We start from the raw sequence: 16,068 nt of genomic DNA on the forward strand, positions 1-16,068 counted from the left end.
GGGCTTGTTCTTTTGCTTCCCGTTCCTGTTCTGTATCAGTCAGAAGCCAATTTCCCGAACCATCACACCAGCGTAACCAATTACGAGTTATCCCTGCATACTCTCCCCACCACAATCCCAAACCTATGTCTAGTTCTGGAATCCAAATCTGGGGTGGATCAGCTAAAATCCCTTGCTCTTGGTAACCAGCTCCGACTAATTTGAAAAACCGAATTTGGTTGGTATAGCGACTAAACACGAGATAATAAGGTACTCGTAATCGTTGCTCATAGACTTCCCACTTAGAAGGAATAGTTTGATGGGTAAGCTCACTGCTACTATTACTAGTTTTATTACTATCGTGTAGTTGAATCTTATCACTATTTCCAGCAACTCTTCTAGATGCTTCAGATTCTTGCTCTAGATTATCCCCTAAATCATCTTTTGCAGTTGTGGGTGACAGCAATTCTACAATTACAAAGGGATTAACTCCTTCTTGCCAAATTACATAGCTAGATCTAATATCATTGCCTTCGTATAAACGGGGAACTCCTACCACTAAAAACCAATCTGGGCGTTTATACCATTGAGGATGGCGCACATCATAGTAAAGATTTAAATCTGTACCAATAAATACTGCCTCAGAAGGGTAATACTGACAACGAAAGGTGCGACTTAATAATTCGGGTTGTAAATCGTGAAATTCGTCTGGCAAACCAGGTTCCTCCGGATTCTCACTCGGCAGATCATACATGGTAGGTAGGGTTTCTTTAGGAGAAGCAGGAGCTTCACTCTCGGGAATTAAGTTTTTAGTCATTTGTTTAGGGAGTCGGGAGTCGGGAATCGGGAGTAGGGAACAGCGGATCACCGGAACAGGAGAAAATATATAGTGTTTGTATTTGAGATGTAAACCTGTATGGTCTTTTTTTATTGGACAATAAAATTCCGGCTTTCTTTACCCTCTTGCCTCTTGCCTCTTGCCTCTTGCCTTTGAGAGTATGTTCACAATCAAAAGCCAAAAGCGATAGGTACTCTGTGATTTAGTCAATTTATCCTGACGGTCAGGGAATTTGACAGAAAACAGAAAACCGCAAACAGTCTCACCACCTTTTATGCCACATTCAATCAATATCACACCAGAGAGAACAGTTCAGGAAAAGATTCAAGGTATCGCCATTGCCTTGAGCATTATTGGGCTGTGGACAAGCTCTCTGTTATTCTTATTCACTTGGGAAATTTCTCAGAGCCATCCGGTACAAATCTTACTAGGGATCTGGTGGCAGACTTTTCTTTACACAGGTTTATTCATTACTGCCCACGAAGGGATGCACGGGCTACTTTGCCCCCACAACCTTCAACTCAATCATCTGATCGGTTCTGCTGCTATCAAGCTATACGGTCTTTTTTCCTATAAAAAACTATTGACTGAGCATTGGTTGCACCACCGCTATCCTGCCAGTTCTCTCGACCCGGATTTCCATGACGGGAGAAATGGTAGTTTTTGGCCTTGGTATTCTCACTTTATGAAAAACTACTGGAGTTGGAGGCGACTAGGAAGCTTGCTTGCCATTCTTAGCCTGATCTGGTCTGGATTGCACATCTGTCCACTCAATCTCTTTTTGTTTGTCTTGGTGCCCTCGATGTTGAGTTCCCTGCAATTATTTTATTTTGGTACCTTCCTACCTCATCGGGAACCCAAGGGAGGATATCGCCATCCCCATCGTGCTCAAAGCAATCAACTTCCACTGTTTTGGTCATTCATTACCTGCTATCACTTTGGCTATCATCAAGAACATCACGAACATCCAGACATTCCCTGGTGGCAGTTACCCAAGATTTATCGGCGCAGAGAAGAGCCAGGAAGTGTATCGTAGGGGACAAAATCATGGTAGGTTGTTTTTAAAACTAGTTGAGGCAACCCTATGCCATTTACTATTGAATCAGCTCGTGGGATCTTTCCCGGCACTCTATCTGCTGATGTTGTTCCCGCTACTATTGCTCGGTTCAATCAGCTAAGTGCTGAAGACCAACTCGCTCTGATTTGGTTTGCTTACCTGGAAATGGGTAAGACCATTACCGTTGCTGCTCTTGGAGCAGCGAGCATGGTGTTGGCCGAGAATACCCTGAATGAAATTCGGGAGATGACCCCGATGCAGCAAAGCCAAACCATGTGTGACCTAGCTAACCGCGCTGATACCCCTATTTGCCGTACCTATGGTACCTGGTCTGTCAATATCAAGCTAGGGTTTTGGTATCAGCTAGGAAAGTGGATGGACGAGGGACTTGTCGCTCCTATTCCCGAAGGCTATCAGCTTTCTGCCAATGCCTCAGCGGTCCTGGCAACCATTGAAGGACTTGATCCCGGTCAGCAAATTACGGTCTTGCGTAATTGTGTAGTTGATATGGGCTTCAGTTCGAGTAAATTGGGCAACTATACCCGAGTATCAGAACCCGTGGTGCCACCCAAAGAAATATCCCAGCGGACTCAAGTCAAGATTGAGGGGGTGACGAATCCCACTGTACTCAAATACATGAACAACTTAAATGCCAACGATTTTGACGCGCTGATTACCCTGTTTACTCCTGATGGGGCTTTGCAACCTCCCTTCCAAAAACCGATTGTGGGCAAGGATAACGTGCTGCGGTTTTTCCGAGAAGAATGCCAAAACCTCAAGTTAATCCCAGAAAAAGGAGTCTCTGAACCAGCAGAGGACAACTACACTCAAATTAAAGTGACTGGGAAAGTGCAAACTCCTTGGTTTGGTGGTGACGTGGGCATGAATGTTGCTTGGCGCTTTTTGCTAAACCCAGAAAACCAGATTTTCTTCGTGGCGATTGATTTGTTGGCATCCCCGAAAGAACTGTTAAACTTAGCTCGCTAGAATCAATCTGGCTCTTCCGTACCTGTTATGCTAAATTGCTTCCTATGATGCCCCAAATTATTGCCTAGCAATAGTTTGGGACATTGCTGACCGTTGGTTTAGAAGTTTGAGTGATAAAACCAGTTATAGCTACCTTTGGAATCGTTTTAACTAACAGTTTGGCATAGTCAGTCCGAAAGAGTCATAAATCCCTGTGGGAGTCAATTAACCAATTACGAAAAAAGTAGGTGAGTGTTCTCTGGCAGAGGATGCTCCCTATATGGTATTTATTTATATTAAATATTTTTATTAAAAACGGCATGAGTGAGAGTAACTGGTCTGAAAGTGAAAAGAAAGGAGCTCAGGAGGCTTTTAAAAAAGCTTACGAGCGAGAAATCGAGACTTTAATTGACGAAGTTAAGCAAAAAGGGAGTGAGATTTCTGAAATTGACGGAGTGTGGCAGTTGCACGACTTATTGAGTGCGAGGAGGCATGATATCGATGGCAAGTACGACTACAGGTATTCATCTCTCATCTTCGTCTTTGCCAGGTTGCTCAAAGAGGGATGGCTGGATCTAGAGGAATTAAAGTTTCTGGAGCGAGACAAGCTGGCCAAGATTACTGCTCTTTCTCGTATGTAAAGATGAGGGGCAAGCTTCCTGAAAAAAAGATTTTAGATTGCAGATTGCAGGTGGGTGAAAATCGGATAAGTGTTATTTTAAGGGCAAACGCATCTAATCGTCAGAAACCAGATCTCCAAGGCATTTGGCTGACCCAAAAATTTTCGCGTTGCTTAATAATGGAATTATTTTAATAGTTTTGTGGAATGGGCATCTTTTAGGTGCGCTTTCCGCATCTAATTATTAAATTCGCCACGGGTCCCACCTGTGGAACGGGCATCTTGCCCGTTTCCTGCCTCGGGCAGGCAGGATGCCCACCCCACTCTTATTCATTCAAAGACTGACGCAACGCCTTATTTTAAGCATTAAACATTAGGCTGACCACTGACCACTGACCACTGACCGCTGACCGCTTACTTTTCACCTGCTCCCCTCAGATTCTCCTAGCAACTCTCTAATTTCCTCCCGATCAACTCCAGTTATCTTAGCAACTTGTTCGATATTCATCCCTGATTTCAAAAGATTGACTACAATTTGTTTCACTTGTTGCTGGGCTTGTTCTTTTTCTTCTAGAGCTTCGTCTGCTTTGGCTAGGGCTTGTTCTTTTGCTTCCCGTTCCTGTTCTGTATCAGTCAGAAGCCAATTTCCCGAACCATCACACCAGCGTAACCAATTACGAGTTATCCCTGCATACTCTCCCCACCACAATCCCAAACCTATGTCTAGTTCTGGAATCCAAATCTGGGGTGGATCAGCTAAAATCCCTTGCTCTTGGTAACCAGCTCCGACTAATTTGAAAAACCGAATTTGGTTGGTATAGCGACTAAACACGAGATAATAAGGTACTCGTAATCGTTGCTCATAGACTTCCCACTTAGAAGGAATAGTTTGATGGGTAAGCTCACTGCTACTATTACTAGTTTTATTACTATCGTGTAGTTGAATCTTATCACTATTTCCAGCAACTCTTCTAGATGCTTCAGATTCTTGCTCTAGATTATCCCCTAAATCATCTTTTGCAGTTGTGGGTGACAGCAATTCTACAATTACAAAGGGATTAACTCCTTCTTGCCAAATTACATAGCTAGATCTAATATCATTGCCTTCGTATAAACGGGGAACTCCTACCACTAAAAACCAATCTGGGCGTTTATACCATTGAGGATGGCGCACATCATAGTAAAGATTTAAATCTGTACCAATAAATACTGCCTCAGAAGGGTAATACTGACAACGAAAGGTGCGACTTAATAATTCGGGTTGTAAATCGTGAAATTCGTCTGGCAAACCAGGTTCCTCCGGATTCTCACTCGGCAGGTCATACATGGTAGGTAGCGTTTCTTTAGGAGAAGCAGGAGCTTCACTCTCGGGAATTAAGTTTTTAGTCATTTGTTTAGGGAGTCGGGAGTCGGGAGCGGTGCGACCCGTGATGGCGAGGGATTGCTCGCCATCACGGAAAGCGCACCGAGGGAGTCGGGAACAGGGAATAGGGAACAGTAAATTTTGCGTAGGGTGCGTTAGGGGTGGGATCGCCCTGATTTTCCAGCTCTTCGCCAGCTTTGAAATAGCCCACCCCGTAACGCACCACTGGGTCAAATAGCAAAAATGAGATGCACCCGTAGGGAATAGGGAACAGGAGTAAAGAAATCCGATTATAGCGTTTATTGCAGTTGTGAGGTACGCTTCTCAACCTCAAAGTCCCCCTTTTTAAGGGGGATTTAGGGGGATCGCTTTGTACCTCATAGCTATAATAATTGCTATATTATTTGGTGTTATTATAAATCAGTGTTTAGGTCATTATCTATTTTGAGATACTAGCTAATAAGCTAGCAGTTATCACTCAAAATTATTTTGTTTTCTAACCCAAGCCCTAAACGCCCGTAACGTTGCTGTTTCGCCATCAACTAAACTTTGGTTAATAAACCTAGGTATAGCATTCAAAGGCATCCAAGGGAAGGTTGGACTCTGATTTACTTGATTATAAATTAAAATCGGTTGTTGTAGCACAAAAACTTATAATTTTTGTCCATTATAACGCCACAATTCAGGGACACCAAGCGCTGCATAAATAGGACGCTTATCTAAAGAACCACTGGTTATATCGATTTCTAAGACTAAATCAGGCGGTGGGTCATGATCTAAATTAATAGTTTGCTTATGTCTTACCAATGGCTCATTTTGGAGATAGTAACAGGAGTCAGGCTCTGCCCCTTTTAACCGTGTTTCTCGCTTAAGAGTCAAGGAGCCAAAGGTTTTAATAGTTAAATTTAATTCATCAGCGATCGCACCAATCAAGCGTTCAATAAAGCGGTTATTATTTTCATGGGGACCTAAGGGAGTCATAATTTCTAATGTTCCGTCATCGTAAGCCAAGCGAGTGGAGCGGTCTTCTCCTAATTCTGTGAGTAATTGTTCAAATATCTGCCAACTGACATTTTTGCAAATTACCCGGTGTTCAGCCAGTTCATAATTTCCTGTGATCATGGTATAGGATTACCTCTTTAGGATTACTTTTATTGATAGCAGTGCTCAATTGGTTGAGTAACTTTTGTACTAGTTTTTGGGGAGTCGGGAGTCGGAGTCGGGAATCGGGAGTCGGGAGTCGGGAGTCGGGAGTCGGAGTCGGGAATCGGGAGTCGGGAGTCGGGAGTCGGGAATCGGGAGTAGTAGCAAAGGTATCAGAGTTTTTTTGAGTTATTCTAAATCAATTTTAATACATATTACTAAAAATAACTATAGTAGTTTATATTTTAAAATAGTTACTTTATTTTTAAGTGATAGGGTTACTTTTTTTTGAAGGTTAATCGCTAATAGTATAGCGTTTATTATTCTGATCAGGTACAGTCAACTTTCTTCCCCCTGCTCCGAACGCGCCCCGCGTGGCCTACGGCCTCAGTCCCTGCTCCGAAGTCCCTATTCGAGGTTTATTTTAAGCACCTCAAGTAGCGTGAGCTTTTAGCTCACGGCTGACCGCTGAATGCTTGCTTTTTGACAAATGATTTAAGATTGCAATAGAAGCTGAAGGAAATGCGATCGCTATGATTGAAGAACAACCAATTACCGAAAGAACACTAGTACTAGAACCAGGTACATTGTGGCCGAAACTGAAAGCACAAACCCAACACGCTCTTGAATGTAAAGCACTCCACTCCATAGCGACAGAATACGAATTCGTAGAACAGGAGGGTATTCGCTTCCTGGTGCGGATTTTGTCTAATCTGGTATGGAAAGACAAAGCCAAGAAGAAGCAAGACGAAAAAACAGCTACTTCATCGAAGGATTTCAACCCTTTTCTTCCCTACGAACAAGATTTATTTGTAGCAGACCTTTCCGACACCCACCTGTGTCTGTTGAACAAATACAACGTAGTTGACCATCACCTGCTGATCATCACCCGTGCCTTCGAGGAGCAAGATACTTGGCTGACCTTGCAGGATTTTGCAGCTATGTGGGCATGTCTTGGGGAAATTGATGGCTTGGCATTCTATAATGCTGGAAAGATTGGTGGTGCGAGTCAACGACACAAGCACTTGCAACTAGTTCCTCTGCCCCTAGCTCCTGAAGGAGTTAACATCCCGATCGAAAATGCGATCGCATCAGCTAGCTTTCAGGACTCTGTTGGCACCATCCCAACCCTGCCCTTCATCCATGCTATTGCTGAGCTTGACCCTAGTTGGGTAAACTCTCCGTGGGATGCTGCTCAAGCCAGCCTTGATTTGTACCATAGATTACTGAGTGCAGTGGGGTTGCCATGGAATAATGCCAATGGTAACAAGCAATCTGGTGCCTACAATCTCCTCGCCACAAGGCAATGGATGTTGCTTTTACCCCGTTCTCAACCAGATTTCCAGTCAATTGGGGTCAATTCCCTCGGATTTGCCGGAGCTCTCCTAGTCCGAAACCAAGAGCAAATGAAACGTCTGAAAGACCAAGGTCCAATGACAATTTTGAGAAACGTTGCTGTTACTTGGTAATTAAGGAAAGGGAACAGCGGATCTGGGAGTAGGGAGTAGGGAGTCGGGGTAAGAAACTTGAATGTACCTCATTAGGATAAAAAAAGCTATAATTGCCAATTTTAAGGTATTTCTTTTCAAGTATCCTTTTTATATTTTAGATTAGCGTTTATCGGAGTTATGAGGTACAGTCTTCTTTGATGCTAATTCCCTTAAAACCATCTTTACTATAGCATTTATAAATAGCTCATTAACAATCTTGATGATTGATCATAACATCAAAAACTCTTTGGATCTCTTTCCTATTTCTCCCTGCTCCGAAGTCCCTACTCCCTACTCCCTACTCCCTACTCCCTACTCCCTACTCCCTACTCCCTACTCCCTACTCCCTACTACCTACTACCTACTCCCTACTCCCTACTCCCTGTTCCCTATTCCCTGTTCCCTTTGCTATAGTTTCAATTATCCCCTAATTATCGTAGTTAGCATGATCAAGAAAATTACTCTTGATTCTATCTGGTTTAGAAATTTACTGATCATCGTAATCGTACTGGGAGTAGTCTTTAGATTTTACAACCTAGACCGTAAAGTTTACTGGTACGACGAGACTATGACCTCCCTTCGAATTTCTGGTCACACTCGAACCGAACTAGTAGAAACAATTTTCGATGGTCAGATTATCAGCGTAGAAAATTTGTTAAAATACTACCAATTTCCTAATCATAAAAAAGATATCAATGACACCATTAATTCCCTAGCAGGTAATCCAGAACATTCGCCCCTTTACTACCTAATGGCGAGGTTATGGTTACAAACCTTTGGCAATTCCGTAGTAACTATTAGACTGCTATCAGTAATAATTAGCTTATTAGCATTGCCCTGTGCTTACTGGCTGTGTTTAGAACTATTTGGTTCAAAATTAATCGGGTGGGTAGCTGTTGCCATAATTGCTATTTCTCCCTTTCATGTTTTGTATGCCCAAGAAGCCCGAGAATATAGTTTATGGACTGTTAGCATTTTGCTTTCTAGTGCAGTCCTATTATGGGCAATGAATTATTCTAGAATAAAGCAATTCATTAAAAAACCTTATCAATGGATTATCTATAGCTTTACTGTTGCCTTAGCACTTTATACTCACCCTTTCTCAGCCTTTGTCTTAATTGGACAGGGATTGTATGTATTAATTACCGAAGGTGGTCGCTGGACTAAGCGAGTAACTAGCTATTTACTAGCCTCCTTAGGAGGAGTATTGCTATTCTCCCCTTGGCTAATCATTGTTATCACTAATTTCTCCAAATTTATCGCTAATACTGACTCAGTTAATCATAGTCGTTCAGGCTTCTTACCCCTATTTTGGACCTTAAACCTCAGTCGGATTTTCTTTGATGTTAACCAAGGCATCCATCCTTTGAGTCCCCTCCACTATCTCAGTTTATTTTTAGCAGTATACGCCCTCTACTATCTTTGTCGTAAGGCTCCTCAGCATGCTTGGGTATTTATTATTACCTTAATTGGAGTGACAGGAATTGCTCTAATCGGTCCAGATGTGCTCTTAGGTGGTCGCCGTTCTAGCATTACTCGCTATGCTATTCCCTGTTATCTAGGCATTCAGTTAGCTATTGCTTATTTCCTGACAACCCAAGCTAAAAACTCAGGAAAACTTACCAAAGATAAGGGAAAAAAGGGATTGCCCACCATGGGCATGATGAATGGAAATTTAGCAAATACCGAAGATAGACAAGATGGGCAAGTAAGGGGTGACCATGACATGGTGCCCATGGAAAAAACCCGAAAAAATCCTAAAACTTGGAAGTCTATAGCAATTGCTCTGGCATTTAGCGGCATACTCTCCTGTATCGTCAGCTCTCAACTGCCAGTTTGGTGGCACAAGAGCTATGCAAAGAGTCGCAATAATCCCCCCGTAGCCGCTTGGATTAATCAAATCCCACAACCACTCTTGATCAGTAATGAAATTCCCGGTAGGGTTCTATCTCTGTGTCATCTACTTCGTCCGGATGTACAGCTGATGTTATTGGATAAATCCAATAGCTCTACCAACATACCGGAGATTCCGGAGGGTTTCAAAAATGTTTTACTTTATCGACCGTCAGAGGAATTGCGTCAGGGAATTGAAACCACCCATAACTATAGGGTTAAACCTACGGATCAATCTTGGCTCTGGAAACTATCAAGATAGGGAGCTTCGTCAGAGAAAAAAAGTAGTAGTCTTATCTGCCTGATCCCGAGTTGCATTCACACCATTGAGACATAGCACCTTCTTCCATCTCCTCCCCCTTTGCCCCTTCTTCCTAATCATGATTGGGAATGGTGATATCCTCTTGAAACGCACTTGGTATTAGGCACCTATAACTGATACCCCTACTCCCTGTATTTCCCTGATAAATTAAGATGACGATGCCCCCATATTCCCTCGGAACTCCAGTTGTAAGGTGCAAACCAATCAAGATGAGTAACTCTCCCAATCCTGGTAATCTACCAGAGCCTACTCCGGAAAATACTCCAGAACCTACGGTAAGTAGAGGGTTTTGGCAGAGGCTGCTACGTCCGGTCTTCATGCTTATGGTCATGATTCTAGTTTCTGGGATAGGGGGCGGAAGCCTTTTTGCTTGGTATTTCATCCAGAAGCAATTAGCACCAACGGTAGAGAAAAATTTATCTAGCTTTCTTAACCGGAAAGTCAATGTCGGACCAGTGGAGGGCTTTTCCCTAAATGGTGTAAGGTTTGGTTCTTCGCAAATACCAGCTACCCCTACGGATCCCGATCATCTTTTTACCGAGGCAGTGAAGGTAAGCTATAACCCCGTTAAACTGCTGTTTACCAGAACTCTAGAACTGGATGTAACCCTAGTTGAACCTAATATATATGTTGAACAGGACAAAGATTTAAACTGGGTGTCTACAGCATTTACACAAACTGCCCAAGATTCTGCGTTTAAGGTAGACCCAAAGGTGGTGCGGTGGCGGGATGCGGATGTGGTGGTGGTGCCAAGATCTGAAGTGGGAATCAAACAACCACCGATGAGATTTACTGAGGTTAGGGGGAAAAGTAAATTTATCGACGGAGGTGAGCTGATTCGCTTTGATGTAAATAGTCAGCCGTTAAGTGGGGGAAATTTAAAGGTTAAGGGAGATTACCGCCTCTCTCAAGAAGAAACTGACTTGCACCTTGATGTCGATAACGTGAGTGCGGCAGAGGTTAGTAAAGTACTTCTGATTCCCCTGAAGCTTCAAGGGGGTAAACTGGGTGGCAACCTGAGAATACAACGGAATAATGCTGAACAGCCTTGGCAGTATTGGGGTACGATCAACTTTTCCGACACCATCGCCCGCTTAGAACCCTTGCCCCAACTGTTCACTGAAAGCAACGGTAAGCTGAGCTTTCGAGGAAGTCAGATTTGGCTCAATAACATAACTACCAGATTCGGTCAAGTACCTGCCCAAATTGGGGGAATGCTGGATATTGAGTCAGGCTACAAGCTCAGAGTAAAAAGCGAACCGGTTGAGATACAGCAGTATGCACAGACGTTTGGGATCAAAGAGCTACCAGTAAAAACTTTAGGTAAAGCACAGGCTACGTTTCAGGTCACTGGAGCTATCGACAACCCGATTGTGATTGGAGAGGCGTTTACCACCACTCCCGCCACCCTTGACCAGGTGAAATTCAGCTCTATTACTGCTGACTTTAGCGTTATTAATACTGAGCTGGCCATTAGAAACTTGCAGGCAAAACCAACAGTGGGTGGCTTAGTCACAGGCAAGGGGGATATCAAATTTATGGATCAGGGGGGGGCAGTATTTGATCTTAAAGCTGTGAATGTGCCTGCGAATGCGATCGCAAAACAGTATGGATTTAATCTACCCATTCCTCTGGGTCGAGTTTATGGCAGAACCCAGATCTTTTCTCCCCTTGACAAGCCCGAGAATTTTCGTGCCACTGGTTATGCTAATCTGCCCATGGGTGATGGTGTTCTCAGAGCTACTAATGTTCAAGTGGGGGGTGGGCGCTGGCAGGGGTTAGTAGAAGCTAAGAATATTTCCGTGGCACCAATCATCAAAACTTTGCCTGCACCATCTCTACCGCCACAATTCTCTGGACCGTTCAATGGTCAATTTAATTTATCCGGTCGTCTTGATTCTTTCCAACCAGAAACCCTCCGTGCCAGCGGTTACGGCAGCGTAACGGTTGATGCTGGTACCTTGCGTGCTACCAAGGTAAAACTGATCAATGGTGGTTTTTCTACCCTAGTCCAAGCCTCTGATATTCCTCTAGAAGCCTTAGCACCAGTACCTTCTGAATTTAAAGGTCCCATCTCAGGGGAGTTGACTATCTCAGGGAATGTATTGTCTTTGAGTCCTAGCACGATTACCGCTAATGGGTCTGGTAGTTTAGACCTAGCAGCAGGGACTATTAAAGCCGATGCGATCGCGATCGCTAAAGGCAAGTTCCAAGCTCAAGTAGTCGCATCCAATCTCAAGTTAGGTCGTCTCGCCCCCATACCCCCCCAATTCAACGGTCCAGCTTCCGGGGAGTTTACCATCTCAGGAAATGTGGATTCGGTCAGTCCTAGTACGATTACCGCTAGTGGGTCTGGTAGTTTAGATGTCGCAGGAGGAACCATTAAAGCTGATGCTGTCGATATCGCTAATGGCAACTTCCAAGCTCAAGTAGTAGCATCCAATCTCCAGTTAGGTCGTCTCGGACCAATACCTCCGCAATTCAACGGTCCAGCCTCCGGGGAGTTTACCATCTCAGGGAATGTGGATTCGGTAAGTCCTAGCACCATTACCGCTAGTGGGTCTGGTAGTTTAGATGTAGCAGGAGGAACCATTAAAGCTGATGCAGTAGATATCGCTAAAGGTAACTTCAAAGCTCAAGTCGTAGCATCCAATGTCAAGTTAGGTCGTCTCGGACCAATACCATCCCAATTCGACGGTCCAGCGTCCGGGGAGTTTACCATCTCAGGGAATCTAGATTCGGTAAGTCCTAGCACCATTACTGCTAGTGGGTCTGGTACTTTAGATGTGGAAGGGGGTAGAATTCAGGCTTCTCAAATCGATATTGCCAATGGTAACTTCCAGGCCAAGGTACAAACCTCTAACCTCGACTTGGGTGCTCTTGCTCCGGTCCCGCCCCAATTCAATGGCCCTGTTTCCGGGAATGTCACTGTCTCTGGTAATCTAAATAATTTAACCATTGACGCCATTCAGGGCAAAGGGTCTGGACAACTGAATGTTGCTGGTGGTCAATTACTAGGAACAGCTGAGTTTAGCAATGGTAAATTTCAGGGGGTTTTCCAGCCTACTAATCTCCAGTTGTGGGAGATTAATCCCGATTTACGAGGACGTCTCAATGGCAGTGTCAATATTTCTGCTCCGTTGCTATTGACACCAGATAAAGCTCTATCAGCAATCCAAGCTAAGGGTAAGCTTAATTTTAGTAAAGGCATTTCTGTACTTGAGCGTTCCCTAGCCACATCCTTTGACTGGAATGGTCAAAGGCTAGAGATTAAAGAAGCCACAGCCGAGGGATTCAATGCTAATGGTTTTGTCAATCTAAACCCAGGCAGTCAGGGTTTACAAGCAATTAAGACCTTTGATTTCCAGGTACAAGCAGAGAATTTGAATTTGCAACGATTACCGGCTGACCTGCCTTATGCGTTAAATTTAGGAGGCTTAGTCGGTTTTAACGGTCGGATTGCCGGTACTCCTCAAGCTCCGACAATTAACGGTGACTTAAGACTGCGGTACTTTTTTGCTGGTCCTCTGGAGTTTGAATCCCTACTGACAGGTCGAGTAAGTATAGCACCAAAGTCAGGGGTAAATCTCCAGCTAGCAGGGAATCAAGAAAAACTGGAGGTTGTGCTAGACCCCAATTACCAACCCGTATCCTTTTTGGTGCAGTATCAGGACAAGACCGCTAGTGGGATTCGGTCAGGGGATGAGCTACAAATGACCGTGGAGAATCTTCCGATCAATACCATTAAGAGTCTGGCTTTGAGTAGTGGTATGGTAGACGGTCAAAACCTCGAACCATGGTTAAGCAAACCCTTGGCGGGAGACATCTCTGGGAACATGGCTCTGAACCTCAAGACTTTTGGGTCATCCGGTGAAATTGAGATCGCAAATCCCATCTTTGACAACCTCAGAGGTAAGCTGTTACAAGGCTTTTTCCAATACCAGCAAGGAAAGATTACTCTAACCGATGGCTTGTTTCAAAAAGGTGATAGTCAATACTTATTTGCTCTCAACCTCACCCCAACCCCCAACGGACCAGAATTTAACGGGGAACTCCAGGCTAAGCTCGGAGAAATCCAGGATGTTCTAACTACCCTACAACTATTTGAGATCACTGACCTAGGTCGAGGCTTCCAAACCCCCGTCTACGGCACAGCCGCTGATCTTGCCGTTAGTGGAGTAGGTAATTCACAAAATGGTCTCAAAAAACCCCTGCGGCGGATGTCAGAAATAGTCAAGCTCCTAAACAGACAACGGCAGCAGCGTCAAGAGAGCTTTCTGTTACCAGAGCTTACCGAGCTCAATGGTGCTTTTACTGGCAGTATCAGTCTGGTCGGTTCAGTCAAAGATGGCATCCGTGCTGAATTTAATTTCCAAGGGGAAAACTGGCAATGGGGTTCCTATAAAGCTGAGACAATTATTGCCCAAGGAAATTTTGCAGAAGGGGTACTGAATCTTTTACCTGTGCGGATTCAATCGGGTCAGAGCCTAGCCACCTTGTCCGGTAGTATCAGTGAACAAGGTCCATCGGGTCAGCTCAGGCTCAAGAAAGTCCCGGTTTCCTTGATTCGAGAAGTGTTCAGATTTCCTAGCTCTGTTGGTTACGGAGGATTTGTTGATGCCACAGCGGACTTTTATGGAAGTCTAAGCAATCCCCAAGCAAGGGGAGCAATATCCGTAGTGGATGCCAGCCTCAACCGAACACCCCTCGAATCCATCAAAGGCAGCTTTAGTTACAACAATGCGCGGTTGAACGTCTTTGCCCAAAGTTTCCTGACCAAAGAGTCTGAACCCCTAACTGTAAATGCCAAAATCCCCTACAAGTTACCCTTTGCCGAAGTAGAGCCAGAAAATCGGCAAGTCAGTGTACAACTCAAGGTTGAAAACGAAGGACTTGCCCGATTAAATATGCTTACCAATCAACAAATCGCTTGGGTTGATGGTAGAGGACAAGTAGATTTAGATATTTCCGGTACCTTTGACCAAGACCAAGATTGGCGAGAGCAACTGGAGCAACTTACCGTTATCGGTAACATTAATGTAGAAAACGCTACCATTGCTGCCCAAGCCTTACCCGAACCCCTGACAGAAGTCAATGGCAAAATCCGGTTTAACTTCAACCGGATGGAAATTGTAGACACCTTACAAGGGAATTTTGGTGGTGGTAAATTAGTAGCGGTAGGGAATTTGCCATTGCAAGACCTAGCTAGAGCATTAGAGAATCCCCTCACCGTTGACCTCAATCAACTAGCCATCAATCTCAAAGGGATTTACAGTGGTGGTGTTCAAGGTCAGACCATCATTACTGGGACTCTATTTAATCCTAGAATTGGTGGTTACATCGAATTGTTTGATGGTCAAGTACCCATTTCTGAATCTCAAACTGCCCCGATCGGGAGTAGCGGATCGGCTGGTGACGAACTAATCGAGTTCAATAACTTACAGTTAACCTTAGGTAAAAATATCCTAGTTCGACAGCTACCAGTATTAGATTTTCTCGCCAGCGGTACCCTTCTAATTAATGGGGACATGAGCGATATTAGACCAGAAGGAACCATTCAGCTGCTGCGCGGTCAGGTCAATCTCTTTACCACCCAGTTTCGTCTTGATAAAAATTACAACAACAACGCTCGATTTGTAGCAGCTCTTGGCAGAGACCCAGAGTTAGATGTGCAGATGGTGGCATCAGTAATTGAGTCTAGGAAACAACCGATTACCAGTGAAACCTTTGCTAATGAAATTAGCGATCGCCCAACTAATTTTGGCAGTACAGAAACTATTCGGGTTCAAGCAAAAGTAAAAGGGCTAGCAAGTCAGCTCTTTGACCGAGTGGAACTCAATAGTATGCCAAAACGTAGTGAAGGGGAAATTGTTGCCCTATTAGGGGGTGGCTTTGTGGATACCTTGGGTCGAGGCAATACTACCTTGGGTTTGGCAAACCTGGCTGGGTCAGCACTACTGAGTAATGTCAGCAACCTGATTGGTGATGCAGCAGGATTAGATGAGTTTCGCATTTTCCCTACTACAGTGACAGATGATAATAGGCGCACTGATAGCTTAGAGCTAGGTGCTGAAGCAGGAATTAATATTACTAATAATTTATCATTTTCTTTGTTAAAAGTGTTGACTACTGATCAGCCAATTCAGTACAACTTGCGCTATCGAGTTAATGAAGAAATTCTGCTGCGCGGTGCTACGGATTTTTCAGACGATACCAAGATAACTGTAGAGTATGAAAATCGATTTTAATTATAATTTAGAATTTAGAATTTAGAATTTAGAATTTAGAATTTAGAATTGGGAATTTAGAATTTAGAATTTAGAATTGGGAATCGGGAATCGGGAATCGGGAATCGGGGTAAGAGGCGTAGGGTGCGTGATATAGCACTACGCGCTACT

The 16,068-nt window shown here is 44.0% G+C and carries 9 protein-coding genes and 1 pseudogene; 6 read left to right on the top strand and 4 right to left on the bottom strand.

Translation table 11 applies throughout. The annotated features are described in order from the left end of the window. Positions 1–796, bottom strand: a 796-nt coding sequence (locus F6K63_RS02245) for a Uma2 family endonuclease (protein WP_287310718.1), incomplete at its 3' end; no start/stop codon positions are given. Positions 797–800: 4 nt separating this feature from the next. After that, positions 801–998 (bottom strand): hypothetical protein, encoded by a 198-nt coding sequence (locus tag F6K63_RS02250; protein ID WP_137985819.1) that lies wholly within the window; start codon positions 996–998, stop codon positions 801–803. 93 nt (positions 999–1,091) lie between these two features. Here F6K63_RS02250 and crtW point away from each other — a divergent pair, with 93 nt between their 5' ends. The 3 genes from crtW to frp all read left to right on the top strand — a co-directional run bounded on the left by crtW (position 1,092) and on the right by frp (position 3,481). After that, positions 1,092–1,853 carry a beta-carotene ketolase CrtW gene (gene crtW / locus F6K63_RS02255; protein WP_071107170.1) on the top strand — a complete coding sequence of 254 codons (762 nt, stop codon included), beginning with the start codon at positions 1,092–1,094 and terminating at the stop codon, positions 1,851–1,853. Between the two features lie 48 nt (positions 1,854–1,901). Further along, a complete protein-coding gene (locus tag F6K63_RS02260; RefSeq protein WP_071107171.1) occupies positions 1,902–2,861 on the top strand; it encodes an orange carotenoid-binding protein in 960 nt (319 codons plus the stop codon). 299 nt (positions 2,862–3,160) lie between these two features. Beyond that, positions 3,161–3,481, top strand: a complete 321-nt coding sequence (frp, locus tag F6K63_RS02265) for a fluorescence recovery protein (protein ID WP_071108109.1) — start codon at positions 3,161–3,163, stop codon at positions 3,479–3,481. A gap of 399 nt (positions 3,482–3,880) precedes the next feature. Here frp and F6K63_RS02270 read toward each other — a convergent pair whose 3' ends face one another. Both F6K63_RS02270 and F6K63_RS02275 read right to left on the bottom strand, forming a co-directional pair. Continuing rightward, positions 3,881–4,849, bottom strand: coding sequence for a Uma2 family endonuclease (locus tag F6K63_RS02270; protein WP_071107172.1), 969 nt, complete (start codon positions 4,847–4,849; stop codon positions 3,881–3,883). A gap of 447 nt (positions 4,850–5,296) precedes the next feature. Then, positions 5,297–5,944 (bottom strand): annotated as a pseudogene (locus F6K63_RS02275) (Uma2 family endonuclease). A 554-nt stretch (positions 5,945–6,498) separates the two neighbouring features. Here F6K63_RS02275 and F6K63_RS02280 point away from each other — a divergent pair. The 3 genes from F6K63_RS02280 to F6K63_RS02290 all read left to right on the top strand — a co-directional run bounded on the left by F6K63_RS02280 (position 6,499) and on the right by F6K63_RS02290 (position 15,918). Beyond that, positions 6,499–7,434, top strand: coding sequence for an ATP adenylyltransferase family protein (locus tag F6K63_RS02280; RefSeq protein WP_287310599.1), 936 nt, complete (start codon positions 6,499–6,501; stop codon positions 7,432–7,434). A 241-nt stretch (positions 7,435–7,675) separates the two neighbouring features. Continuing rightward, positions 7,676–9,610, top strand: a complete 1,935-nt coding sequence (locus tag F6K63_RS02285; protein ID WP_287310600.1) for a glycosyltransferase family 39 protein — start codon at positions 7,676–7,678, stop codon at positions 9,608–9,610. 269 nt (positions 9,611–9,879) lie between these two features. Beyond that, the gene (locus F6K63_RS02290; RefSeq protein WP_287310601.1) at positions 9,880–15,918 is read left to right on the top strand and encodes a translocation/assembly module TamB domain-containing protein; all 6,039 of its coding nucleotides are present in this window, start codon (positions 9,880–9,882) and stop codon (positions 15,916–15,918) included. The last annotated feature ends 150 nt before the right edge of the window (positions 15,919–16,068 follow it).

This window comes from Moorena sp. SIO1G6 (assembly GCF_010672795.1).
In the GTDB taxonomy this organism is placed as follows: Bacteria; Cyanobacteriota; Cyanobacteriia; order Cyanobacteriales; family Coleofasciculaceae; genus Moorena; species Moorena producens.